Below are 24,748 nucleotides of genomic sequence, written 5' to 3'. Positions count from 1 at the left end.
GCGCTCAGGTATCGCGCATGCGTGGGTGAACATGCAGGCGGGAGAGCGCACACGCGGCGCGATCCACGTGCAAAACGTGAACGGCTGGCATAGCCGGTTCAAGAGCTGGCTGGTGCGGTTTCGCGGCGTGGCAAGCCGTTACCTGATCAATTATTCGGGCTGGCAACGCATGCTGGATGCGCGGCGGCTGACGGCGCCCCGGCATCTGCTGCAAGCCGCCGTCCAGCTCAGCTAAATGGCGCAGTCACCGAATTAACGCGAACACAGCCTTTTCTGTTGATGCAGATTCAGTCCCTCCGCTCCCAAGGGAACCCTGCCGTTCCGCGCACAGTCGAACGGCTCAGATCATCATACGGGGGAGGCCATGCGCCGCCTGAACATCCTGCTGCGTGAGGCCTCCTGGCCATGAAGGCAGTCTTCCTGGACAAGGACGGCGCCCTGGTCGACGACCTGCCCGACAAGGTCGAGCCCGGGCGCATCACGCTGTGCAGCGGCGCCGGCGCGGCCCTGCGCCTGCTGTCGCGGCTCGACTACCGGCTGTTCGTCCTCACCAACCAGGCCGGCATCGCCTTCGGACGCTTCGGCGAAGCGGCAATGAGCACCGTCCACGACCGCCTGCAGGACCTGCTGTTCCGCGAACGGCTCATCCTGGACGGCTTTTATTACTGCCCCCACCATCCGGAAGGCAGCGTCGCCGCCTACGCCCGCGACTGCCTCTGCCGCAAGCCCCTGCCCGGCCTGCTGCTGCAGGCGGCGCACGAGCACGGCGTCGACCTGCGCGCCTCCTGGATGATCGGCGACATCCTGCACGACGTCGAAGCCGGCAACCGCGCCGGCTGCCGCACGCTGCTCCTCGATAACGGCAACGAGACCGAATGGCGGCTGGGCCCGCGCCGCATCCCGACCCGCATGGCACCCAACCTGTATGCGGCGGCGGTGCTGATCGCCAGCCATGGAGACCTCGCATGAAGCCGGACCCGCTGCAGTGCTGGCAGCAGGCTCACCGCATCCTCTGCGTGCGCCTGGACGCCCTCGGCGACGTGCTGATGTGCACGCCGGCGATGCGGGCCCTGCGCGACGCCGCCCCCGGACGCAGCCTGACCCTGCTGACCTCGCCGTCGGGCGCGGCGGCCCTGCCCTTCATTCCAGAGGTCGACGAGGCGATCGTGCACGCGGCGCCCTGGATGCAGAGCGAGCTTCCTGCCGGGCCCGCCGGCCTGACGGCGCTGGCATCGGAACTGGCAGCCCGCCGCTTCGACGCGGCGGTGGTGTTCACGACCTATACGCAAAGCGCCCTGCCGGCGGCAATGCTGTGCTGGCTGGCCGGCATCCCGCTGCGGCTGGCGCACTGCCGCGAGAATCCCTACCACCTGCTGAGCGACTGGGTCGAGGATCCGGAACCGCGGCGCATGGTGCGCCACGAGGTGCAGCGCCAACTCGAGCTGGTGGTCCGCGCCGGCGTGCCGCGCCAGGCGGCAGCGCCGCCGCTCTCCTTCGCGCTGCGCGCCGCCGACCTGGCCGCCGTGCGCGTACGCCTGTTGCGCCTGGGTATCGATGCCGACCGGCCCTGGCTGTTGCTGCACCCCGGCGCCAGCGCGGCTTCGCGCCGCTATCCGGCCGGCCACTGGGCGCGTGCCCTCGGCCTGCTGGTGCGCCGCACCGGACTACCGGTGGTGCTGACCGGCGGCGCCCTCGATGCCGCACTGGTGGAGGATATCCGTGCCGGCTGCGGCGTGCCGACGCATTCGCTGGCCGGCCAGCTGAGCCTGGGCGAGCTGGGTGCGGCGCTGAGCCTGGCCGCCGTGGCGCTGACCAACAACAGCGGACCGGCCCATGTGGCGGCCGCGGTCGGCACCCCGGTGGTCGCCCTGTATGCGCTGACCAATCCCCAGCACACGCCCTGGAAGGTGCGCAGCCGGGTGCTGTTCCAGGACGTGCCCTGCCGCTTCTGCTTCAGGAGCACCTGCCCGGCCGGCCATCATGCCTGCCTGGCGGGCGTGGAACCGGAGCGCGTGGTGGAGGCCGCGCTGGAATTGCTGGCGCCGCGCCGGCCCGCTCCCGTCATGCAGGCAGCCGAGGTCCGGCTCGATAGTGGCTAGGATTCGGCGCGAGCTCAGCCCTGGCGCTGCACCAGCTCCCTGGGCGTCGCCGCCTGCTGTTCCTGGCGCAGCAGCGCATCGAGGGCTTCGCGGTCGACGGTTTCCTTTTCCAGCAGCGCATGGGCGAGCGCGTCGAGCAGCTTGCGCCGCTCGCGCAGGGTCGCGCGCACGCGCTCGTGTGCCTCGGACAGCAGGCGGCCGATGTCGGCGTCGATCAGGCGCGCGGTGCGTTCGCTGTACTCCCTGCGCTGGCCCGGCGGCATGGCATAGAGGGTGGTGCCCGCCGCCTGCTCGAAGGCGGCCAGCCCCAGCTGTTCGCTCATGCCGTACTGCGTGACCATGTGGCGCGCCAGGTCGGTCGCCATCTGCAAGTCGTTCTGGGCGCCGGTGGAGACGTCGTTGAACACCAGTTCCTCCGCCACCCGGCCGCCCAGGTAGACGTCGATCCGGTCCAGCAGTTCGCTCTTGCGCAGCAGATAGCGGTCCTCCGTCGGCATCTGCTGGGTATAGCCGAGCGCGGCGATGCCGCGCGGAATGATCGAGACCTTGGCCACGCGGTCGGCGTAGCGGCGGAACTCGGCCACCAGCGCATGCCCGGCCTCGTGGAAGGCCACCGTCTCCTTCTCGAGCGGATTGATCAGGCGCGAGCGCTTTTCGAGGCCGGCGATGACCCGGTCGATGGCCTCGTCGAAGTCGCTGCGGTCGACCCGCTCCTTGTCGCGCCGCGCCGCCAGCAGGGCCGCCTCGTTGACCAGGTTGGCGAGGTCGGCGCCGGACAGGCCGGGCGTGCGCGCGGCGATGCGGCCGAGGTCGACGTCGTCGGCCAGCGCCACCGAGCGCACGTGGACCTGCAGGATCTGCTGGCGTCCGCGCAGGTCGGGACGGTCGAGGGCGACGTGGCGGTCGAAGCGGCCCGGGCGCAGCAGGGCCGGGTCCAGGATCTCCGGACGGTTGGTGGCGGCCAGGATGATCACGCCATTCCCGGTATCGAAGCCGTCCATCTCGACCAATAGCTGGTTCAGGGTCTGCTCCTGCTCGTTGTAGCCGCCGACGGTGCCGGCGATGCCGCGCGCCCGGCCCAGCGCATCGAGCTCGTCGATGAAGATGATGCAGGGCGCCACCTTCTGCGCCTGTACGAACAGGTCGCGCACGCGCGCCGCGCCGACGCCGACGAACATCTCGACGAACTCCGAGCCGCTGATCGAAAAGAAGGGCACCCCGGCCTCGCCGGCCACGGCCTTGGCCAGCAGGGTCTTGCCGGTGCCGGGCGCGCCGACGATCAGCACGCCTTTCGGGATGCGTCCGCCGAGGCGGCGGTAGCGCTGCGGGTTCTTCAGGAATTCGACGATCTCCATCAGCTCTTCCCTGGCCTCGTCGGCGCCGGCGACGTCGCTGAAGCTGATCCCGGTCTTGCTCTGCATATGGACCCGGGCGCGGCTCTTGGCGATGTCGAACAGCCCGGCCGTCATGCCGCCGCGCTTCAGCATGGCGCTCCACAGCCAGAACAGCAGCAGGATGGGCAGCATCCAGGACAGCAGGGTCGACAGCCACTCGCTGTTCTGCTTGCCGGTATAGCGCACCTTGGCCGCATCCAGGTCCTTGACCAGATCGGGGTCGCTCACGCGGGCGGTCGTGAACGGGCAGCCGCCATCCGCGCCGCACTTGATGGCGTCGAGGCGCGGCTTCGGCAGCACGGCGTCCAGCCCGCTCTGCTCGAGTGTGCCGGCGACCGTGGTGTCGGACAACGTGGCTTCCTTGACCTTGCCGCTGTGCAGGAGCTGCTTGAATTCGCTATAGGCCAGCGGCGATGTCGTCATCATCTCGAACAGCGACTGCGACAGCGTGAACAGCAGCAGCCCGAACAGCCAATACCAGAGGAAGGGGCGGATCGCTCCGCTCTTCTCGTCAGGCTTGCTGTCGCTGTCCTTCCCGGCTTTGCTGTCCACGCGTCTTCCCCCGGCGGCTGTACCGCGCAATGACACCGTGTCCTTTGGGGCGTTCACGACTTTGATATTACTCAAATCCGAGCCTACTTGCTTCACAGCGTGTCGCGCACCTGGCGTACGGCCTCGGCGGCATCGTGCGCGATCTCGGCGATGTCCTTGCTGCGGCGCCGCTCGAACCACAGCAGCAGTGCGCCGAGGAGCCACCAGGCCGGCAGGCCGGCCAGCACCAGGAAGGGCGCCGCCGCCAGCAGCACGCCGAGCTCGGCCGGTGCGCCGGCCAGCACCGCGGCCTGCCCCGCCGAGGCGAACAGGGCCGGCCACCAGCAGTAGGCGGCGATCGCCAGGAAGGGTCCGGCGACCATACAGGCCAGCAGCGTGCAGGCAAAGCGCGCGACCGCCTCGCGGCCCGACTTCGGCCACAGCAACAGGAAGCCGAGGCCGGTAGCCGCCAGGCCGGCGGCAAACGGAACAGCGGCGAGCTCGAGAAAGGTGATCGCGTGCATGGCGGGTCTCCAGTGGTTGATGTTTGCCTTGCAAAGGTTTAGTATTTGATACGAGTATAGAACTCTAAACTGATCCAAGTCAAGAATACTACACCTATCGAGTTTAGGATGCTAAACATGAACTCTCTCGCAGATCGCCTTCTTACCATCCATCGCCACCTGCCCCAGCTGGAGGGCGAGCGCGGCCAGACCGGCCTGGTCAAGGCTTCCGGCGCGTCCAAGAGTGTCGTCAACCAGTGGCTGACCGGAAGGATCAAGTCGATGGATATCCGCTATGCGCTGAACCTCGAACGCGAACTCGGGTTTTCCCACATCTGGCTGATGACCGGCGAAGGCGATCCCCGCCACGCGCCGCTGCATGGCATCGGGAACGTGCTGCCGGTCCACGCCGCCGCCAACGACGACGCCGACTTCGTCCAGATCGAGATGGTCAAGCTGCGCCTGTCGGCCGGCATCACCGGTTTCCAGACCGAGCCGGAGCGCCGCGACGGCGGCACCCTCGGCCTGCGCCGCTCCTGGATCGAGCGCCACCAGCTGCGTCCCGAGCACCTGATTGCCATCCTGGTCAAGGGCGAGAGCATGGAGCCCTCGCTGTACGAGGACGACATCGTGATCGTCAACACCCTGGACACCAAGCCGGTCGACGGTGCCGTGTATGCCTTCAACTACGAGGGCGAAGCGGTGGTCAAGCGCCTGGCGCGCGACGCCGGCCAGTGGTGGCTGACCTCGGACAATCCGGACCAGCGGCGCTATCACCGCAAGCTGTGCAAGGGTGCGGAATGCCTGGTGATCGGGCGCGTGGTGCGCAAGGAAAGCGACCGGATCTGAGTCATGAAGATCGAGGTCGCGCTGGCGGTACTGAAGGGAGTGCGGGTAGCGCTGGCTTTCCCGCCCCCCGCATGGGTCGTGCCCGGCATCGGCGATGCGCTGCTGGTGCGGCTGCAGCCGCACTTTCCGGCGCTGCCGGTGATGCTCGTATCGCGCCAGCCGCATGGAGTGCGCGCGCATGCGGTCTTCCAGGCCTGGGCCCTGGTCGAAGGGGCCGAGCTCGATGGGCTGCTGCGCTTCGAGATCGACCTCGACCAGCCGCCGGCGGCGCCGGACGAAGCGCCGCCTTTCTAGCGCCGATGCATGAGAGCACGTCTGGCCGGATCGCACGGCAACCGGTATGATGACTGCCATGCGCCGCTGGGTCCTCATCATCCTGTTGCTCGTCTATCCATTCCAGCTTGCGCTGGCAGTGGCGGACCAGTGCTGCGTGACGACTTCCACCGGCGTGACCCACCACAGCGAGGATCGAAACGCCAGCGAAGCCCGGGCCGCATCCGCCTTCGTGGCCGGTGACGATGCCTCCGGTGTGTCCGACCCTCACTGCCCGGCCTGCAGCTTCGGCCACAGTTTCTGCATTCCGACCGACCTGCTCGTGACGCCCGCCGGGCCGCATGCAAGCCAGGCCGTCGCCTTCATCCCCCTCTTTCCGACTTCGCCGCCGGCGGACCGTTTCGAACGGCCGAAGTGGCCGTCCGCCGCTTAAACAGCGCGCGGATTCCCCATACGTCGAGCCACAGGGCTCGCACGCTCACGCGCGCCTGAAACCATCCATCTTCAGGAGCACGAATGAACACCCCATCGAAACGACTGGCGGTGCTGGTCGTCGTATCCGCACTGGCGTGGCGCTGCGGCGCTGCCGAACCGGTGCCGGCGGCGGAGTCCGGCCTCGCCCCCATCGACCTGCCGACCGCCATCCGGCTGGCGCTCGCCCAGCCCGGCGTGCGCGCGGCCGGCCATGAACTGGCGGCCGCCGAAGCCGCCAGCGCCCAGGCCGGCCGCCTGCCGAATCCCGAGCTGCAGATCCTGCGCGAAGGCCAGGAGGCCGGCAAGCGCACCACCACCGTCCAGCTCAACCAGCCGCTCGAACTGGGCGGCAAGCGCCAGGCCCGCGTCGCCCTGGCCCAGGGCGCCCTCCGGCTGGCCGACAGCGAGCTGAGAATCCGGCGCCTGGACGTCCGCGCCGACGTCATCGCCGGCTTCCACGAAGCCGTGGTGGCGGAACGCAAGAAGGAACTGGCGGAGGCCCTGGCGGCGCTGGCGCGGCGCAGCGCCGAGGTCGCCGGCAAGCGGGTTGCCGCCGGCAAGGTCTCGCCGATCGACGAGACCAAGGCGCGCCTGGCCGCGCTCGACGCCACCGCCGAGCTGCAGCAGGCGGCGGCCGCGCTGGCCGTCGCCAAAGCCAGACTGTCCGCACTCACCGGCCAGCCCGCCGATGCCCTCGTTCTCGCGCAAGCGCCCGATGAACCTCCCACGCCCGAAGCGCTGGCGGCGCTGCGTGCGCGCGCCGGCGAGGCCGGCAGCATCCGCCGCGCGCGCGGCCAGCTGGCGGTGCAGGAAGCCCAGGCGCAGGTGGAACGCGCGGCCCGCATCCCCGACCTCACGGTTTCGGTCGGCACCCAGCGCGACGAGCAGGCCGGCCGGCGCCAGGCGGTGCTCGGCCTGTCCCTGCCACTGCCGCTGTTCAACCGCAACGAGGATGCGCTGCGCGCGGCCCTGCGGCGCAGCGATCGGGCCAGGGACGAACTGGCCGCCGCCGAAACCGCCACCGCGGCGGCGCTGGCGGCCGCGCACGCGCGCTACGACGCCGCCAGGAACGAGGCCGTGCTGCTGCGGCAGGATGTGGTCCCGCAGGCGCTGTCCGCCTACGAGCTGACCCTGAAGGGCTTCGAGCACGGCAAGTTTTCCTTCCTCGACGTGCTGGATGCGCAGCGCACCTGGTTCCAGGCGCAGTCGCGCCGCTGGAACAGCACCCTCGAAGCCTGGCGCGCCCTGGCCGAGATCGAGCGCATCGCCGGCCCCGCCGAATCCAACGAATAGAGAATAGCGAACAGTAGCCATGACAAAGAAACAGAAACTGACGATCGGGGCAATGTGCGCGATCGCCGCCATCCTTGCCGCCCTGCTGCTGTGGCGGCAACCTTCCGCACCCGCCACGCAGGCCGTCGGAGAACATGACGGCCACCAGGACTCGCACGGCCATGACGACCGCCATCCGGACGAGAATACGCAAGCGGAACATGCCAACGACGAGCGCAGCGTGGCGATGACGGAGGCGCAAATCAAGGCCAACGGCATCGCCATCGAGTCCGCCGGACCGTCCACGATCCGGGAGCGGCTGCACCTGCCGGCCCAGATCCGCGTGGACGCCGAACGCAGCGTGGCCCTCGCCGCGCCGGCCGAAGGCATCGTGCAGTCGGTGCTGGTAACGCCCGGCGCCGCGGTCAGGCGCGGCCAGGCGCTGCTCACCATCCAGAGCCCGGCGGTGGCCCAGTGGCGCGCCGAATTGGGCAGCGCGCTGGAGCGCGTGAAGCTGGCCAGGACCACCTGGCAGCGCGAGAAAACCCTGTGGGAAGAAGGCGTCTCCGCCCGCCAGGACCTCGACGCCGCGCAGTCGGCGCTGAAGGAAGCCGACATCGCCGCCCAGGCCGCGCGCCAGCGGCTGCAGGCGCTCGGCATTACGGCAGACGCCGGGGTGTCGAGCATCGTCACCGTGCGCGCGCCGCTGGACGGCGTGGTGATCGAGAAGCCGGCCGTCGCCGGGCAAGCCGTCGATGGCGGCAAGCCGCTCTTGAGCATCGCCGACCTTTCGCAGGTGTGGATCGAAGCGGCCGTCCCGGCCGACAGTCTGGCGCAGGTCGGGACCGGCATGCCGGCCAGGGTCAGCGTCAACGGCCTGGGCGCGGCGCTCGACGGCGCCGTGTCCTTCGTCGGTCCGGTGCTCGGCGAAGCCACGCGCATGGCCACCGCCCGGATCACGCTGCCCAACCGCGGACTGAAGCTGCGGCCGGGCATGCTGGCCACGGTCGACCTGCTCGGCACGCCGGCGCATGCCGCGGTGACGGTCGCCAGCGACGCCATCCAGACCATCCACGAACACGACGTCGTCTTCGTGCGGACCGCCGGGGGCTTCCGCGCCCAGGACGTCACGCTCGGACGCTCGGACGGCAAGCGCACCGAGGTCGTCAAGGGCTTGCAGGCCGGCGCCGGCTACGCGGCGGGCGGCAGCTTCCTGCTCAAGGCGGACCTCGGCAAGGCCGAAGCCGAACACGACGACTGAGCGAGGCCACATGTTCCAGAAACTCATCGAATTCGCCATCGCACGGCGCTGGCTGATCCTGTTCGCCGTGCTCGGCCTCGCCGGCCTGGGCGTCTACAACTACCAGCGCCTGCCGATCGACGCGGTCCCGGACATCACCAACGTCCAGGTCCAGATCAACACCGGCGCCGCCGGCTACTCGCCGCTCGAAGTCGAGCAGCGCATCACCTTCCCCATCGAGACCGCGATGAACGGCCTGCCCAGGCTCGAGCAGACCCGCTCGCTGTCGAAGTACGGGCTGTCGCAGGTGACCGTGGTGTTCAAGGAAGGCACAGACATCTATTTCGCGCGCCAGCTCGTGGGCGAAAGGCTGCAGCAGGCCAAGGCCGCGCTGCCGGCCGGGGTGGAACCGGCGATGGGACCGACCGCCACCGGCCTGGGCGAGATCTTCTACTGGACCGTCGAAGCTACCGACGAGGCCCGCAAGCCGGACGGCAACCCTTACACGCCGGCCGACCTGCGCGAGATCCAGGACTGGATCGTGGCGCCGCAGCTGCGCGGCGTGGCCGGCGTCACCGAGGTCAACACCATCGGCGGCTACCTGAAGGAATACCAGGTGGCGCCCGACATGGCCAGGCTGTCGGCCCACGGCCTGTCGCTGGCCACGCTGGTGAATGCGATCGACCGCAACAACGTGAATGCCGGCGCCGGCTACATCGAACGCGGCGGCGAACAGTTCGTGGTGCGCACGCCGGGCCAGGTGAAGTCCCTGGAAGAGATCCGCAACATCGTGCTCGACGTCGTGCAGGGCGCGCCGATCCGCGTGCGCGACGTCGCCGACGTCATCCCCGGACGCGAGCTGCGCACCGGCGCGGCGACCGAGAACGGCCGCGAAGTCGTGCTCGGCGCCGTCTTCATGCTGATCGGCGAGAACAGCCGGGCGGTGGCCGAAAGCGCGCGCCGCAAACTGGCCGACGTCAGCCGCTCGCTGCCGCCTGGCGTGCAAGCCCTGCCCGTCTACGACCGCTCGGTGCTGGTCAACAAGGCCATCGCCACGGTGCGCAAGAACCTGGTCGAGGGCGCCCTGCTGGTGGTCGCCATCCTCTTCCTCTTCCTCGGCAACCTGCGCGCCGCCCTGGTGACGGCGCTGGTGATTCCGCTGTCGATGCTGATGGTCTTCACTGGCATGGTCAAGGCCGGCGTCAGCGCCAACCTGATGAGCCTGGGCGCCCTCGACTTCGGCATCATCGTCGACGGCGCCGTGGTCATCGTCGAGAACTGCATCCGCCGCCTGGGCCTGGCGCGGGATGCCGCCGGCCGCGACCTGACACGCGAGGAGCGCTTTGCCGTCGTTGCGGAAGCCGCGGCCGAAGCGCGCCGTCCGCTGCTGTTCGGCCAGCTGATCATCATGACGGTCTACCTGCCGATCTTCGCCCTGTCCGGCGTCGAAGGGAAGATGTTCCATCCGATGGCGATCACGGTGGTGATGGCGCTGGCGGCGGCGATGCTGCTGTCGGTGAGCTTCGTGCCGGCCGCGGTCGCCCTCTTCGTCGGCAAGCACGCAGGCAGGCACGAGAACAGGCTGATGGACCAGGCCCGGGACTGGTATCGGCCGCTGCTCGACTGGACCCTGCGCAACCGGCCGGTGGCGCTGACCTTCGCTGCCTTGAGCGTTCTGCTGTCGGGATTGCTTGCGACCCGGCTGGGCACCGAGTTCGCGCCCAACCTGGACGAAGGCGACCTGGCGGTGCTGACCATGCGCATTCCGGGCACCAGCCTGCAGCAGTCGGTGCGGATGCAGCAGCATCTCGAAGCCAGCCTGCTGAAGCAGTTCCCGGAAATCGAGCGCATGTTCGCGCGCATCGGCACCTCGGAAGTGGCGACCGACCCGATGCCGCCGAACGCCGCCGACAGCTACATCATCCTGCGGCCGGAAAAGGACTGGCCGAAGCCGCGCAAGTCGCATGCGGAACTGGTGGCGGCGGTCACGGAAGCCGCTAACGCGATCCCGGGGAATAACTACGAGTTCTCGCAGCCGATCCAGCTGCGCTTCAACGAACTCATCTCCGGCGTGCGCAGCGACGTCGCGGTGAAGGTCTTCGGCGACGACACCGCGGCGATGACGGCCACCGCCCAGCAGGTCGCCCAGGTGCTCGGCAAGGTGGGCGGCGCGGCCGAGGTCAAGATGGAACAGCTCGAGGGGCTGCCGGCGCTGACCTTGACAGTGGACCGCATCAAGGCCGCGCGCTACGGCCTGAACGTGGCCGACGTCCAGGAAGCCTTCGGCACCCTGGTGGGCGGACGCGAGATCGGCATGGTGTTCGAAGGCGACCGCCGCTTCGCCATCACCGTGCGCCTGCCGGAAGGTACACGCAACGACATCGACAGCCTGCGCCAGCTGCCGATCGCGCTGCCGGCCCGGGATGGCCGCGCGGCCAGCATTCCGCTGTCCGAAATCGCCACCTTGAGCTTCGTGCCGGAAGCGAACCAGATCAGCCGCGAAAACGGCAAGCGCCGCATCGTCGTCACCGCCAATGTGCGCGGGCGCGACCTGGGGTCTTTCGTCGGCGAGCTTCGGTCTCGTCTGGGCACCGTGAAGCTGCCGCCGGGCGTGTGGCTCGGTTTAGGCGGGCAGTTCGAGAATCTGCAGGCGGCATCAACACGCCTGGCCATCGTGATCCCGGCCGCGCTGGCGCTGGTGTTCGCCCTGCTCTACCTGATGTTCAACAGCGTCAAGGATGGACTGCTGGTGTTCAGCGGGATCCCCTTCGCGATGAGCGGCGGCGTGCTGGCGCTGTGGCTGCGCGGACTGCCGCTGTCGATTTCGGCGGCGGTCGGCTTCATCGCGCTGTCCGGGGTCGCGGTGCTGAACGGGCTGGTGATGATTTCTTTCGTGCGCTCGCTGCGCGAGCAGGGACATGGGCCAGAAGAGGCGATGCGCAAAGGCGCGCAGGTGAGACTGCGGGCGGTGCTGATGACGGCGCTGGTGGCCTCGCTTGGCTTCGTGCCGATGGCGCTGGCGACCAGCACCGGGGCCGAGGTGCAGCGGCCGCTGGCGACGGTGGTGATTGGCGGGATTCTGTCGTCGACGGCGCTGACTCTGCTGATCCTGCCGGCGCTCTATACCTGGGCGTATCGGAGTACCAACGGAAAATCGTAGCAGGCGGCGGCGCGCGCTTTGCCATCCTATTGGGGATGCTTGTCCAGCCGGGCATCGATCCAGGCGCGCGCCAGCTTCATTGCCGCTTCCCTTGCTTCGGCTTCCGTGGCGTAGGTCTTGATCTGGTCACGCGGATGTTCGTGCAGGGTTCGCGTGAACATCGGGTTGGTGGTCGGCTCCAGGATCATGAAGGCGTCCGTCAGGGCGTCGCCAGGTTTGCCGGAGGAATGGATGAGGATGGTGTGGTCGCGGTACACGGCGGTGTTGGCGTCTTGGGTTTCCATGGCGGTTCCTTTGCGTGAAAGACAATCCTAGCACGCTCTACGCCGGTATTCGGGAAGCGAAAAAGGCCAGCCCGAAAGCTGGCCTGCCACATTGATTCTCCGCCCCTACTTCAGCGGCCAGAACCACACATCTTTGCTCGTCCAGTAGCAATCGATCCCGCAGGCCAGCGCCCCGGCCCCGCCGAGTAGCGGCGAAACGATGTCGATATGGCCGCCTTCGTAGATGCCCCCTTCGCCAATCGCCGGACCGCCGCTGAACTTCTCGGGAGCGCCCAGCATGGTCGGCCTGGACAGGATCATGGACAACCTGGCCTGCCCGGGCTCGATCATCTTCCCCTTGTGTGGCCCGATCTTAACCTGAAGTCGGCCGCCGGGAATGTGGACGCCAGAGCGCAGCAAAGCGAGACTGAGCCGAATCGAGCAGGTATTTGCATAGAAGGTAATCGCTCGCATGGCTAGCTCCCGGCCGGGCAAGGGAAGCGGGCGGCATACAGGCGCACCAGCTCGGCGGCGCTGCCTGGCATGGTGCCGGCAGGCTGGCGCAGCTCGCTCCATATCCGGTCGTCCACCTCGGACGGCTTCATGCCCGGCGGCGCACACCATAGCCGTCCCTGGGTGGCATCGACCACCCCAGCCTGATAACCCTCCGCGTAGCGCTGCCGGTAGGCCGCGTCGGCGCTCTGCTTCCACTTGTCCACGCCCGGCTGACCGGCCACTTGCGCCACAAAGTCATTGCCGGACAGGTGCCAGGGGAAGACGCCCAGGGGACGCGCCGCTGCGGCGCAGCCGGCCGACAGTACCAGAGCAGAAAGAAGGGATCGTCGCATCGGTTTCTCCATCGTGGTGTCATGGAGAAGTTTCCTGTTGCTGGTTTTACAGCAACTTATTTACCGTCAACCTTAGGCTGGCGGTGGGTCAACGGCGCTTGCGCGCCGTGGCCGGATTCGGCAACTACGGGACAGGTGAGGGAGAGCCCGGCGCCGCGCCTTACATGGTGCCGAGGCAGCTGTATTGAGGCTAAAATTTACACCCTGCTTTTTTAGGTAAGCAATACTGCTGTGTGGCAACAAAAAATATTAGGCGACTGATGTGACCTGATCGGCTAACACCGTGGCGATAAGAAAAGCGGCGTAGCTTACTGAGTGAAAAACGCCTTAAACATGCTCTATCGCACGACAAGCCTCCGCGCTGCCCACGGCCGAGCGTGACCGACCACTACCTACACCAGGCCGTCCTCAGCTTTTCCTTCACTCCTGCGCCGCGCAGCCCGATCCCGCCATAGCCGCCGAACAGGATCACCGCCACCGCGCCGAAGGATAGCCAGAATCCCGGCCACAGCATGGCCCAGGGATCGAGCAGCACGACCAAGGCCAGCGCCGCGCACTGCACGTAGTGACGCTCGATAGCCTGCCCATCCACGGCGCCAGCGCGACCACCGTCAGCACGTACAAGAGCGCGACCACCGCCCGCTCAAGTCCACACCTTTGGTGCCGGCGGCCGCAGCGGGAGCTGGGCGGCGATGAAGAAGGACCGCCGCCAAAGGCTGGAGACGACCAGTGCAGCCAGCCCGGCAATCATCGTGATATGCAGGCCCGAGATGGGGATGTTGATGGCATGAATACAACAATTGGCATGCATTGAGAATATGTAAGGTCGGAATCTTGGCGCGGCTACAACCACCACTCCCAGTAGCCGAGCTTTTCATTGGTGGATTCTCAGGCTCGACTGGGGAGGGCAGCCTCACTATAGATACTCGCAGGAAACCAATCGGGATTGAAGAGCAATTTATAAGGGTGAAGCGTAAAGCGTCAATTAAAACCGTAGGCTGAATTAGATGTAGGCAACAGAGAGAAGGTTGTGCGATCGAATTACCGAATTTGCTAGGCCGAGTCTACACATTTTGAAAACCTATCGCTTGAAATTGCCTAATGCAAATTAATCGAATATACAACGATTAGGAAGCTCCCGAAATTTTTTCTTGCCCCCCTTCTGAATGCGCAGTAATTTAAATGCTATTTAAATTAATATTTGGCTTGGCGGGACCCACCTGTCCGGGCGATTTATATTGCCTAAAGGAATATCTACAAGAAAAATTAATCCCAGAAAGGAACGCGCCTATGAAACCGAACTGCATATTAACTTTCATTTCCTCATTGATATTTTTCGCTACCGTCCTTTGCATGGAGACTGCCATGGCCGAGCAAGATGTTTCTTCGCCGAACAATAATCCTGACCTAACTTTAGAAGATCAAAGGAAAAAAATTGAAGCAGAAACGCTACTCAACAATGCAAAAAAGAGTCTTTCCGATAGTCAAAAAAGTCTCGCCGCAGCCCTCGTTTCACCTAGCGCGAGCAAAATAAGCAATGACGAAGAGCTCGCGCGGCTCACAAGCGAATTAAACTTAACCAAGGCAAAATCGGATAAGACAGCGGCAGAACTAGAACTTGCCAAGAGTAAAATAGGAAATATTCCAGACGGACCGTTTACCGGGACAGTTACCCTGGGAGAAAAGAGCGGCAATGCGGAGGCTGCATTATTAGCTGCTGTGGCAATAAAACAGATTGCAACTCGCATCGTTACGCATATGGATGCGGCTTATGCTGAGCGCACTCAGCGAGCGACCCCGAGAAACATAATTATAATGTCGACAGCAGACATTCCAAGTTTCAGTGCAGTACAAAACTTCAGAATCCAAAAATCTGTTATAGAGCAGGCTTATAAAGACTCGGAAAAAAAAGCTGAAGATGCCGATGAACGCGCTGCTCCACCCGCAACTCCAGAGTTTGTCGCCCCGCAAACTATTGGCCTCGCATTAGATGCGACCAATAAGCTACTGAATTTTTTTCGAACCGACTACTCGATTAAGGGCGTAGATATTACTGTTGAGGATTTAATGCTCGTAAACGCTCTTGGCGGGGAGATTACAAATACGCGCAAAACAAAGTATCAGGTAACCTTACCGACAACGTTCAACGGAAATGCACTTGCAACCGCCGGGTCATCAGTGATTTCGGTTTTCTTCGGCTTAGCACAGAAACGTGACGAATGCGTCGCGCGTTCAGCGCGGCACAGCCGCACTGCGGACTTCTATGTTGCGGAAAGTAAAAAGCCTGAGAAAAACGAACCCGACCGCACAATCGACGCCGAACGAGCCAACGTTCAAAAAGCGGCAGCCGATCAATGGAAATCAACCGCCACGTTAATAGATGCATTTCTCACTAAAATAACTACGCCAGACGAAAAAGGGATTATACCACTGTCTGCACTAACTAAAGAAAATTCAATTGCCGATGCGCTAAGTAAGGATACCGATATTTTGATTGTCAAAATTCATAACGCAAACGGAAGTCTTTACACAAAGAAAAATCTATTGACCGCGTTAGGAAAGATGCCTTTCTTCATTATGGGCAGCGCCGTTGCGAGCTTTTCCTTATTCGACGGACGGGACGGGAGGCTGTTATCAGCGGATTTAATTCCCATCCACGGCGGATATACTTCGGTCCAGGATGTAAAGAACACTGTAGAGATAAACGAAAGCCAGGAGCATCAAAATGACACAAAACAAAACGCAGCGGATAATTGAAAACGTGCAACGCATTACGCAACGCGATGGCGTTGGCCCATATGAGCTGTCGAAGATAATGGACACGAGCAATGGAGGAAAAGTCGGGTTTGATCAATATGAGAAGGCACTCGCCACTTCGTCTTTGGCAGCATTAAAAACGGGACAGAATCTTAATCCAGATCAGGTAATTAGCCTCGAAAAAATACTATACCCGACGTTGCGGCCGTCGGCAGATATCACCTATGATACTTTTGATGACCTGGACTCGAACTGGAACGATGTTAATGAAGCTCGTCCCGCTCTGGTACCACTTATTAAAGGTATAGGTAGAGTAAGTGTAAAAGGAAATCCTTTAGGAACTGTTGTAGGTACAGCGTTTATAGTTGGCGAGAACGTGCTGATGACCAATCGGCATGTCGCAGAGGTCTTTGTCAGTGCGCCGAATGAAAGCAAAGAACTGTCCTTCAAACCCGGGATGAGCGCCAAAATTGATCTGAAGCAAGAAGTCGCAATTCCCGACTCAATTGTTCTAGATGTAGTTGCGCCCGTCCAAATACTACATCAATGGGACGTCGCGATATTTGAAATCGCCAGCTCTCCAACCGGGGTTACCCCCCTCCCTTTATGCAGTCGAAAACCCGCAATTATAGAAAACAAAACGGTAGTTACTATAGGATACCCTTCATACGATCCTGATGAGGACTCGACGGCACAATCCCTGGTTTTTAGAAACACATATTCAAAGAAACGTATTATGCCGGGAAAGGTCAACGGATTAGGTTTGATTGAATCCTATGGAACTCAAGTAAATGCTCTAATGCACGACTGTTCTACACTAGGTGGTAACTCTGGCTCTGCTGTAATTGACATAGAGCTAGGACAAGTCACCGGACTGCATTTTCTAGGAAGTGCCCATGTATCTAATTATGCGGTTCCCCTGTGGGAATTAGCATCCATTCCAGAAGTAAAATCCGCAGGGGTGATCTTCGCCTAACCAAAATGGCGGTGCTACGGCGTTAGTGAAGGTGAAAGTGAAGGTAAAGGCGACGGTGACGGTGGCGGTGACTGTGATGGTGAATCGCCACTATTTTCCTAGATACTCTCCAGCCGTAAGAAATGTTGCTTTTCAAATTCGACTGGTGACAGTCGTTCGTTGAAGCTGTGGCGCCGCTTCGGAATGTAGAACATCTCGATGTAGTCGAAGATGTCCTGCCTAGCTTCGTCGCGGGTAGCATAAACCTTGTGGCGAACGCGCTCCTGTTTCAGCAGCTGGAAAAAGCTCTCCGCCACGGCATTATCATGACAGTTGCCGCGTCTGCTCATGCTCTGCACCATGTTGTGTGATTCGAGGAAGTCGCGCCAGTCGTAACTGCTGAATTGACTTCCTTGATCGGAATGTACCAGCATTGGGGCTGACTGTTTTCGACGCCATTCCGCCATCAATAAAGCACTCATTGCCAGCTCTTTGTCGATGCGCGAACTCATGGACCAGCCGACACTTGGCGCGAAAACAAGTCAATAACGACAGCCAGATACAGCCAACCTTCGTAAGTGCGCAGGTACGTGATGTTCGTTACCCAGACTTTGTTTGGCTCGGTCACATTGAATTTTCGCTGCAAATGGTTCTGCGCCACGACGGATGGCGCACCGCCGTTCTTGTACTTGCGCTTGGCGTAGCCAGTTTGGGATCGAATTGCTTCACTGCGCATCAGGCGATGAACCTGATTGATGCCGCAACGTTCGCCCAGTTCCTGCAAGTCGTCGAAGACTTTACGATATCCATAGACTGCAGCGCTTTCCAGCCACGATTGCTTGATGTGACCAAGCAGGCGCCGGCTATCTTTCGCTCGCAGACTTTCAGGATTGCTGCGCCAGGCATAGTAGCCGCTGGGATGGACTTTCAGCACCTTGCACATGCGCTGAACCGAAAACATCGCCTGATGCTGATGAATGAAGGCGTACCTTACCCTGACGTCTTGGCAAAGTACGCCGCGGCCTTTCGCAGAATGTCGCGCTCCTCGGTGACGCGCTTGAGCTCAGCTTTCAGTCGCCGTACTTCATCGGCCTGTACGTCCTGCGCCTCGCGCTCATCCGCAGGGGCGCTGTAGTGCATCGTCCAGGCATAGATGCTATGAATGCTGACCCAGAGCCGTTCGGCCACCTCTGCCGTTGGGTGTCCACGATCGGTCACTTGTTTGACCGCCGCGATCTTGAATTCTTCCGTGTACCGCTTTCCACTCATATTGACTACTTTTGCCTAGGATTATGGCTCAGGAGTATCTAGTGTAGTGGTGGCGATTCAGTCCAGTGTATCCATCCCAGTCGACCTGACTCGTAGCGCAGCGTGGACAAGAGGAAGCGCACGCCACATTCGCTTCCTCCAACGACCTGTACAAACCTCTTGTAGACGAATGCTCAGTTATCTGCGAAAGCACATAGGTCACGCCCAGCCTTGGCCAGTGGGTCGCCTTCGGTCCGCGATGCCAGCCGAGCACACAATACGCCGGCGGTGTCCACGTACGTGTACGCTGCTGGCCTACAGACCGCTCATTTCTTGCGGGAGACCGTCGCAATGAACAGTTAGTGTGAAGAAAAAAGTTCGTCATGACGAACTCAAATTTCGTCGCGACGAAATTTGCGAGCTGCCACGGTACTTGGAACGATGATGTATCGGTACCGCGCCCGTTTGTCCCAAAGTGCAAGGCGACGGAAACGCCTGAAGGCTTACTAGGCCCTAGCCAGCACCGCAAACAACAGCGGCGGACGCTGCAGGATGCCCAGATCAATCAGCAGCCACTATGTCAGCGCGGTGTCGGCCAACCTCACCCTGCGTCTTGACGTTAGCTGGTGTACCCATAGGTGTACCCATTGGGCTCAGCGGCTGCAAACGAAAAAGGGCTAGCTTCCGCTAACCCTTTGAATTCATTGGTCGGGGCGAGAGGATTCGAACCTCCGACCACCTGCACCCCATGCAGGTACGCTACCAGGCTGCGCTACGCCCCGACTCGGCCTGCAATTATATCAGAGCCCGACGCAAGGGTTAAGCTTTTTGTCACACAGCATCTATTTCCACTCGCCGCGCAGCGCCAGCACCTCGTCGTACAGCCCCTCCGGCGTCACCTCCTGCGGCGGCACCGGCCGGCCCACCGCCAGCGCCAGCCGTGAACGCCAGCCGCGCGAGAACGAGCGCTCGAACACGTTCGACGGATCGCGCGAGAACAGGCTGCCCCACAGGCCGCGCAGCGCCATCGGGATCACCGGCACCTTGCTGCGCTCGATGATCTTGGCGACCCCGCCGCGGAACTCGCCGATCTCGCCGTCCCGCGTCAGCTTGCCTTCCGGGAAAATGCAGACCAGTTCACCTTCGTGCAGGGCCTGGGCGATGTCGACGAAGGCCTTCTCCATCAGCCACGGGTCTTCCTTGCTTGGTGCGATCGGGATCGCCTTCGCGGTGCGGAAGATGAAGCCCAGCAGCGGCGTCCTGAAGATGCGGTGGTCCATCACGAAGCGGATCGGGCGCGGGCTGGCGGCCATGATCACGATGGCGTCGACGTAGCTCACGTGATTGCAGACCAGGACCGCCGCGCCCTCTTCCGGGATGCGGTCGGTGTCCACGGTCGAGACGCGATGGATGGTGTGGATCAGCAGCCAGGCCAGGAAGCGCATCAGGAATTCCGGCACCAGCGAGAAGATGTAGATGGCCACCACCGCATTCAGCAGCGCCGTGGTCAGGAACATCTGGGGAATCGAGAAGCCCTGCTTGTACAGGAACACGGCGACGCCGGCCGCCGCCACCATGAACAGCGCGTTCAGGATGTTCATGCCGGCGATGGTGCGCGAGACGTGCTTCGGATCGCAGCGGGTCTGGATCAGCGCGAACAACGGCACGATGAAGAAGCCGCCGAACACGCCCAGCAGCAGCACGTCGGCCAGGATGCGGAGCACGCCCGCCTGGCGCAGCAGGCCGATGAAGTCCACCGTCGCGGTGTTCGTATAGCCCAGGCTGGCGAAGTAAAGGTCGATGCCGAACAGCGACAGGCCGATCGCGCCGAAGGGCACCAGGCCGATCTCGACCTTGCGGCCCGAGAGCTTCTCGCACAGCAGCGAGCCGGCGCCGATCCCCAGCGAGAAGATAGTCAGCAGCAGCACGAACACGCTGTGGTCGCCGTGCAGGTAGTCCTTGGCGTACAGCGGGAACTGCGACAGCACCAGCGCGCCGTAGAACCAGAACCAGGAATTGCCGAGCATGGACAGGAACACCGTGCGGTTCTGGCGCGAGTAGCCGATATTGCGCAGCGACTCGGCGATCGGGTTGCGGCTGATGACGAGGTCCGGCGCCGGCGCCGGCGAAGCGGGAATGCGCCAGCTGGTGGCCAGGCCCAGCACGGCGACCAGCAGCGTGCCGATCGCGACCAGGTGGATGCCCAGGGTGCCGTGGCCGGCCAGTACCGCGCCCATCACCTCGCCCAGCAGGATGCCCACGAAAGTGCCCATCTCGATCACCCCATTGCCGCCCACCAGCTCTTCCGGCTTCAGGTGCTGCGGCAGGTAGGCGTATTTGACGGGGCCGAACAGGGTCGAGTGCACGCCCATGCCGGCCACCGCCGCGATCAGGAGCCACAGCGTATGCGTCCACCAGCCGACGGCCGCTAGCGCCATGATGCCGATTTCGAGCAGCTTGACCCAGCGCGCCAGCCTGCCCTTCTCGACCTTGTCGGCGATCTGGCCGGCGGTCGCCGAGAACACGACGTAAGGCAGGATGAACAGGCCGGGGATCAGGTTGTTGAGGATGGCCGGCGACAGCGTGGTCCAGGACAGCGCGTCGTAGGTCAGCACGACCAGCAGCGCGGTCTTGAACAGGTTGTCGTTGAAGGCGCCGAGGAACTGGGTCCAGAAGAAGGGACCGAACCGGCGCTGGGTCAGCAAGGCGAATTGGCTGGGATGGCTGGAGTGGCTCATGCGGTCGGGTCGCGGTGTTGTGAGAGATGCGTAATCTACCGCACAACACCGGACTTGAATACACGATGTTGCCAAACACTAGATATAGTCGCGCAAATCGATACCATTCCACCAAAAATACGCAACATCATCGACACAAAGCAGCGTCATACGCCACTCGCGGAAGCCCCGCGCAAGCGCGCCCAGGTCCGGTACAGCGGTCCGATCGCCAGCACCACGACCACCATGCGCGACACGTGGAAGGCCGTCACCACCGGCACGCCCAGGTGCAGTACGCGCGCCGTCAGCGACATCTCGGCGATGCCGCCCGGCGAAGTCGCCAGCAGCATGGTGCCGGGATGCAGGTCGGTCACCTCGGCCACGCACAGGGCGAAGATCGCGGCCAGCAGCATGGTGCAGACGGTGCACAGGGCCACGCTGGCCAGGTAGCGCGGCGCCGTGTGCACGAAACGCGGCGTGAAGCGCGTTCCCAGCGAGACGCCGATGAAGAGCTGGCCGGCGCGGATCATCCATTCGGGCAGGCGCGACAGCTGGATGCCGGCCGCGGTCAGCAGCAGCGCCACCAGCAGAGGGCCGATCACCCAGGCGTTCGGCACCTGCAGGCGCTTGAGCAGCAGCGCGGCGGCCGACGTCAGCGCGATCAGCACCAGCAGGCCGCCGAGGTGGACGCTGGCGGCGAGCGGCACGAACATGTCCAGCCCCGCGCCCCAGCCATGGCTGCTCCACCAGCGCACCGCGAAGGGAATCGTGCCGACCACCATCATGATGCGCAGGCTGTGGGCGGCGGCCACGCGTTCGACCACGGCGCCGTGGCGCTCGCCCTGCACCGCCATCTCGGAGGCGCCGCCGACCGCCATCGCGAAGAAGGCGGTGGCTTCGTCGCTGCCGGACAGGCGGCGCAGCATGGCGCCTCCCAGCATGCCCAGGCAGATCGCGAAGACCACCGCCAGCGCGATCCACGGCAGGTTGCGGCCCAGCGCGGCCAGCACCGGGGCGCTGAAGTAGAGGCCGAGCGCGGTGCCGATCGCCCACTGCCCTGCCTCGCGCGCCTGCACCGGGGCGCCGAGGCGGACGCCCAGCATGCAGGCCAGCGCGGTCGAGAACAGCGGCCCGATCATCCACGGCAGCGGGGTGTCGAGCGCGATGCAGGCTTCGGCTGCGCCGAAGGCCAGCAGCAGCGCTGGCAGGAAAGTGCGCAGCGTTCCTTTTAGAACACCCACAGCTTCTCGGCCGGCATCTCGAGCCAGTACTGGCCCGGGTCGATGCGGTGCTTGGAATAGGCGCGCACGCTGGACGAGCCCTGCTTGAACAGGCACTCCCAGCGGTCGCCCAGGTACATGCAGGTCGACAGCGGCAGCTGGATGCCGTTCTCCACCGGCTGGCGGCCGATGCGCACTTCCTCGACGCGGATCAGGGCCGCAGCCTCGGCGGCCTCGCTGCCGGCGCCGCGCGCGGTGGCGTTCAGCGCCATGCCTTCGACCTGCAGGCGGGCCGCCTCGCCGTTGCGCGACACCACGCGCGCCGGCAGGCGGTTGTTACTGCCCATGAACTCGGCGGTGAACAGGGTGTCGGGCGACTCGTACATCGATTGCGGCGTGCCCTGCTGCTCGATCTTGCCGTTGTTGAGCAGCAGGATGCGGTCCGAGATCGCCATCGCCTCGGCCTGGTCGTGGGTCACCATCAGGGCCGACAGGCCCAGGCGCACGATCAGCTCGCGCAGGAAGGCGCGCGCTTCTTCGCGCAGCTTGGCGTCCAGGTTCGACAGCGGCTCGTCCAGCAGGATCACGGGCGGGTTGTAGACCAGGGCGCGGGCGATCGCCACGCGCTGCTGCTGGCCGCCGGACAGCTGGTGCGGGAAGCGCGCGCCCAGGTGGCCGAGGCCGAGCTGGGACAGCACTTCATTCACCGTCGCCTCGATCTCGCGCGCCGGCGTCCTGCGCAGCTTGAGGCCGTAGGCGACGTTGTCGAACACGGTCTTGTGCGGCCACAGCGCATAGGACTGGAACACCAGGCCCAGGTTGCGCGCCTCGGCCGGCAGCTCCAGCTTCCTGCTGCCGTCGAAGACGCGGCGCTCGCCGATGTCGATGGTGCCCGACTTCGGGCTCTCGAGGCCGGCGACGGCGCGCAGCAGCGTGGTCTTGCCGCTGCCCGATGGGCCCAGCAGGGCCACCACTTCGCCGCGCTGCAGGTGCATCGACACGCCTTTCAGGATCGGGTTGGCGGTGGCGCCGCTGCCGTAGTCGAGGTGCAGGTCGTTGACGGTCAAAACGTTCATGGTGAGGTCTCGCAATTCGTTAGTCATGGTGCTTAGTTGTGCAGCTTGACGCCGAAGCGCAGCGCAATGCCCAGGCCGATGGCCACGAGCGTGATGTTGATGAAGGACAGCGCCGCCACCAGGTCGGTCGAACCGCCGGCCCACAGCGACACCAGCATCGCGCCGATCACTTCGGTGCCCGGCGAGAGCAGGTACACGCCGGTCGAGTATTCGCGTTCGAAGATCAGGAACACCATCAGCCAGCCGCCCAGCATGCCGAACTTGATCAGCGGGATGGTGACGTCGCGGGTGACGCGGCCGCGGCTGGCGCCGGCCGCGCGGGCCGCCTCTTCCAGTTCCGGTCCCACCTGCAGCAGCGAGGTCGAGATCAGGCGCATGCCGTAGGCCAGCCACACCACCGAATAGGCCAGCCACAGCGCGAAGATGGTGGAGCGGACCTGGCGCAGTTGCGGGATGAAGTGTGCGGACAGCCAGCGCGCCACGTCGTTGTCGAAGTTGTGCAGGAAGCCGTCCAGCCAGCTCGGCACGAACAGGAAGACCCACAGGAAGGACAGGCCGGCCAGCAGGCCCGGCACCGCACGCGGCACCAGCACGCTGTAGTCGAGCAGGCGGGTCACGCCATCCGGCTTGCGGTGCATGGCCAGGGCGATCGCGGTGTAGCACAGCACGGCCAGGCCGCCGCCGATCACGCCGATCAGGATGGTGTTGACGATGCCGCGCACCAGCGACGGCTGTTCCCAGATGTCGCGGAAGTGCTGCAGGGTCAGCACGTCGGACAGGTTCACGCCCTCGCCCCAGTACTGGACGAAGGAACGCAGCACGATGCCGGACAGCGGCAGCACCACGGTGACCAGGATCCAGGCGCCCAGCACGGCCAGCGCCACCCATTTCCATTTGCCCAGCGGGAGCGGCTTCTGGCGGGCGCCCTTGCCCTTGATCGACACGTATTTGTTGGCGGACTTCAGCAGCCAGCGCTGCAGCATCACCAGTGGCATGGTCACCGCCACCAGGCACACGGCCACCGCCGCCATCAGGTGGTAGGACGGGGTACCCAGCTTGTTGGTCAGCTTATACAGGTAGGTGGCCAGCACCAGGTGGCCTTCCGGATCGCCCAGCACCAGCACCAGGCCGAACACCTCGAAGCCGAGGAAGAACACCAGCACGCCGGCATAGGCCAGGGCCGGCATGATCATCGGCAGCGAGACGTTGAGCATCACCTGCCACGGCGAGGCGCCGGAGACGCGCGCGGCTTCCTCGACGTCCGAGCCCAGGCTCTTCAGTGCCGACGACGCATACAGGTAGACGTGCGGCACGTGGGTCAGGCCGGCGATCACGACGATGCTGGGAAAGGAATACACGTTCCAAGGAATGACGCCCAGCAGCTGGTGCACCCAGGTAGTGTAGAAACCGACCGGTCCCATCGACACCACATAGCCGAAGCCCATCACCATCGGCGACACGAAGATCGGCACCAGCAGCACCGGCGCGATCCAGCTGCGGCCCGGCAGGTCGGTGCGCACCATCAGGAAGGCCAGCATGCCGCCCAGCGGCACGGCGATGGCGGCCAGGCCCGAGGCCAGCAGCATGCCGTTCTTGAAGGCCAGCCAGAAATCGCTGTCGTCGAAGATGAAGCGGAAGGCGTCCAGCCCGAGCACCTTGTCGGGCATGAAGAAAGGTGCCGACAGTACGCTCTGGTAGAACACCAGGAACAGCGGCAGGAAGATCGCCAGGCAGGTGAGCAGGACGACGATGGCGCGGGTCCAGTTCAGGCGCGGCTTGCGGGCGGCCGCAGCGTCATGCGCGGCGCCGGACTTCGCGCGTGCGCCCGGCAGGGAAAAGGTAGGCATGATGAGATCCGATCGGGAGGGT

Annotated in this window: 19 protein-coding genes, 1 tRNA gene and 3 pseudogenes; 11 read left to right on the top strand and 12 right to left on the bottom strand. The window is 64.2% G+C overall.

Annotation, left to right across the window (positions count from 1 at the left end):
* From AC1DOP_RS26695 to waaF, 3 genes and pseudogenes are all read left to right on the top strand, one after another.
* Positions 1-235, top strand: a pseudogene (locus AC1DOP_RS26695) (IS1595 family transposase); the annotation flags it as partial.
* Between the two features lie 170 nt (positions 236-405).
* Positions 406-969 carry a D-glycero-alpha-D-manno-heptose-1,7-bisphosphate 7-phosphatase gene (locus AC1DOP_RS26690; RefSeq protein ID WP_442124538.1) on the top strand — a complete coding sequence of 188 codons (564 nt, stop codon included), beginning with the start codon at positions 406-408 and terminating at the stop codon, positions 967-969.
* On the top strand, positions 966-2,099 hold the full coding sequence (waaF, locus tag AC1DOP_RS26685; protein WP_442124537.1) for a lipopolysaccharide heptosyltransferase II: 1,134 nt from the start codon (positions 966-968) through the stop codon (positions 2,097-2,099). The genes AC1DOP_RS26690 and waaF overlap by 4 nt, the downstream gene beginning before the upstream one ends.
* 14 nt (positions 2,100-2,113) lie before the next feature.
* On the opposite strand, the gene ftsH is transcribed toward waaF, so the two are convergent.
* Both ftsH and AC1DOP_RS26675 read right to left on the bottom strand, forming a co-directional pair.
* Positions 2,114-3,988: an ATP-dependent zinc metalloprotease FtsH gene (gene ftsH, locus AC1DOP_RS26680; protein ID WP_477254305.1), complete on the bottom strand. Its 1,875-nt coding sequence runs from the start codon at positions 3,986-3,988 to the stop codon at positions 2,114-2,116.
* Between the two features lie 149 nt (positions 3,989-4,137).
* Entirely contained in the window at positions 4,138-4,548 is a 411-nt protein-coding gene (locus AC1DOP_RS26675) for a hypothetical protein (RefSeq protein WP_477254302.1), read from the bottom strand.
* A gap of 117 nt (positions 4,549-4,665) precedes the next feature.
* Here AC1DOP_RS26675 and AC1DOP_RS26670 point away from each other — a divergent pair, with 117 nt between their 5' ends.
* The 6 genes from AC1DOP_RS26670 to AC1DOP_RS26645 all read left to right on the top strand — a co-directional run bounded on the left by AC1DOP_RS26670 (position 4,666) and on the right by AC1DOP_RS26645 (position 11,795).
* Positions 4,666-5,376, top strand: a complete 711-nt coding sequence (locus AC1DOP_RS26670) for a S24 family peptidase (RefSeq protein WP_442124535.1) — start codon at positions 4,666-4,668, stop codon at positions 5,374-5,376.
* A gap of 3 nt (positions 5,377-5,379) precedes the next feature.
* On the top strand, positions 5,380-5,670 hold the full coding sequence (locus AC1DOP_RS26665; RefSeq protein ID WP_477254300.1) for a hypothetical protein: 291 nt from the start codon (positions 5,380-5,382) through the stop codon (positions 5,668-5,670).
* Between the two features lie 46 nt (positions 5,671-5,716).
* Positions 5,717-6,082 (top strand): hypothetical protein, encoded by a 366-nt coding sequence (locus AC1DOP_RS26660; RefSeq protein WP_477254298.1) that lies wholly within the window; start codon positions 5,717-5,719, stop codon positions 6,080-6,082.
* 83 nt (positions 6,083-6,165) lie between these two features.
* Positions 6,166-7,416: a TolC family protein gene (locus AC1DOP_RS26655; protein ID WP_477254296.1), complete on the top strand. Its 1,251-nt coding sequence runs from the start codon at positions 6,166-6,168 to the stop codon at positions 7,414-7,416.
* 19 nt (positions 7,417-7,435) lie between these two features.
* Positions 7,436-8,656, top strand: a complete 1,221-nt coding sequence (locus AC1DOP_RS26650) for an efflux RND transporter periplasmic adaptor subunit (protein ID WP_477254294.1) — start codon at positions 7,436-7,438, stop codon at positions 8,654-8,656.
* Positions 8,657-8,666: 10 nt separating this feature from the next.
* A complete protein-coding gene (locus AC1DOP_RS26645) occupies positions 8,667-11,795 on the top strand; it encodes an efflux RND transporter permease subunit (protein WP_477254292.1) in 3,129 nt (1,042 codons plus the stop codon).
* Positions 11,796-11,821: 26 nt separating this feature from the next.
* Here the strand turns inward: AC1DOP_RS26645 and AC1DOP_RS26640 are convergent, their stop codons facing one another.
* The 4 genes and pseudogenes from AC1DOP_RS26640 to AC1DOP_RS26625 all read right to left on the bottom strand — a co-directional run.
* Positions 11,822-12,079, bottom strand: coding sequence for a hypothetical protein (locus AC1DOP_RS26640; RefSeq protein ID WP_442124529.1), 258 nt, complete (start codon positions 12,077-12,079; stop codon positions 11,822-11,824).
* 105 nt (positions 12,080-12,184) lie between these two features.
* The gene (locus tag AC1DOP_RS26635) at positions 12,185-12,532 is read right to left on the bottom strand and encodes a T6SS effector amidase Tae4 family protein (RefSeq protein WP_477254290.1); all 348 of its coding nucleotides are present in this window, start codon (positions 12,530-12,532) and stop codon (positions 12,185-12,187) included.
* A gap of 2 nt (positions 12,533-12,534) precedes the next feature.
* On the bottom strand, positions 12,535-12,906 hold the full coding sequence (locus tag AC1DOP_RS26630) for a Rap1a/Tai family immunity protein (protein ID WP_477254288.1): 372 nt from the start codon (positions 12,904-12,906) through the stop codon (positions 12,535-12,537).
* A gap of 448 nt (positions 12,907-13,354) precedes the next feature.
* A pseudogene (locus tag AC1DOP_RS26625) lies at positions 13,355-13,684 on the bottom strand (ComEC/Rec2 family competence protein); the annotation flags it as partial.
* 587 nt (positions 13,685-14,271) lie between these two features.
* Between AC1DOP_RS26625 and AC1DOP_RS26620 the strand changes: the two are divergent.
* On the top strand, positions 14,272-15,663 hold the full coding sequence (locus tag AC1DOP_RS26620; protein WP_442124523.1) for a hypothetical protein: 1,392 nt from the start codon (positions 14,272-14,274) through the stop codon (positions 15,661-15,663).
* Positions 15,632-16,639: a trypsin-like serine peptidase gene (locus AC1DOP_RS26615; protein WP_442124522.1), complete on the top strand. Its 1,008-nt coding sequence runs from the start codon at positions 15,632-15,634 to the stop codon at positions 16,637-16,639. The genes AC1DOP_RS26620 and AC1DOP_RS26615 overlap by 32 nt, the downstream gene beginning before the upstream one ends.
* A gap of 98 nt (positions 16,640-16,737) precedes the next feature.
* Here AC1DOP_RS26615 and AC1DOP_RS26610 read toward each other — a convergent pair.
* The 6 genes and pseudogenes from AC1DOP_RS26610 to AC1DOP_RS26585 form a co-directional block, all read right to left on the bottom strand.
* Positions 16,738-17,887, bottom strand: a pseudogene (locus AC1DOP_RS26610) (IS3 family transposase).
* 684 nt (positions 17,888-18,571) lie between these two features.
* A tRNA-Pro gene (locus AC1DOP_RS26605) sits at positions 18,572-18,648 on the bottom strand.
* A gap of 60 nt (positions 18,649-18,708) precedes the next feature.
* Positions 18,709-20,604, bottom strand: a complete 1,896-nt coding sequence (locus AC1DOP_RS26600) for an MFS transporter (protein ID WP_477254285.1) — start codon at positions 20,602-20,604, stop codon at positions 18,709-18,711.
* Positions 20,605-20,750: 146 nt separating this feature from the next.
* Positions 20,751-21,824 carry an AbrB family transcriptional regulator gene (locus AC1DOP_RS26595; RefSeq protein WP_477254283.1) on the bottom strand — a complete coding sequence of 358 codons (1,074 nt, stop codon included), beginning with the start codon at positions 21,822-21,824 and terminating at the stop codon, positions 20,751-20,753.
* Entirely contained in the window at positions 21,812-22,879 is a 1,068-nt protein-coding gene (locus AC1DOP_RS26590) for an ABC transporter ATP-binding protein (protein ID WP_477254281.1), read from the bottom strand. The genes AC1DOP_RS26595 and AC1DOP_RS26590 overlap by 13 nt, the downstream gene beginning before the upstream one ends.
* A gap of 32 nt (positions 22,880-22,911) precedes the next feature.
* Positions 22,912-24,726, bottom strand: coding sequence for an ABC transporter permease (locus AC1DOP_RS26585; protein WP_477254279.1), 1,815 nt, complete (start codon positions 24,724-24,726; stop codon positions 22,912-22,914).
* Between the last annotated feature and the right edge of the window lie 22 nt (positions 24,727-24,748).

The organism is Massilia sp. 01N410 (assembly GCF_056399665.1).
Note: the sequence above shows the minus strand (reverse complement) of the source record. Positions and strands in the feature narration are given on the sequence as shown.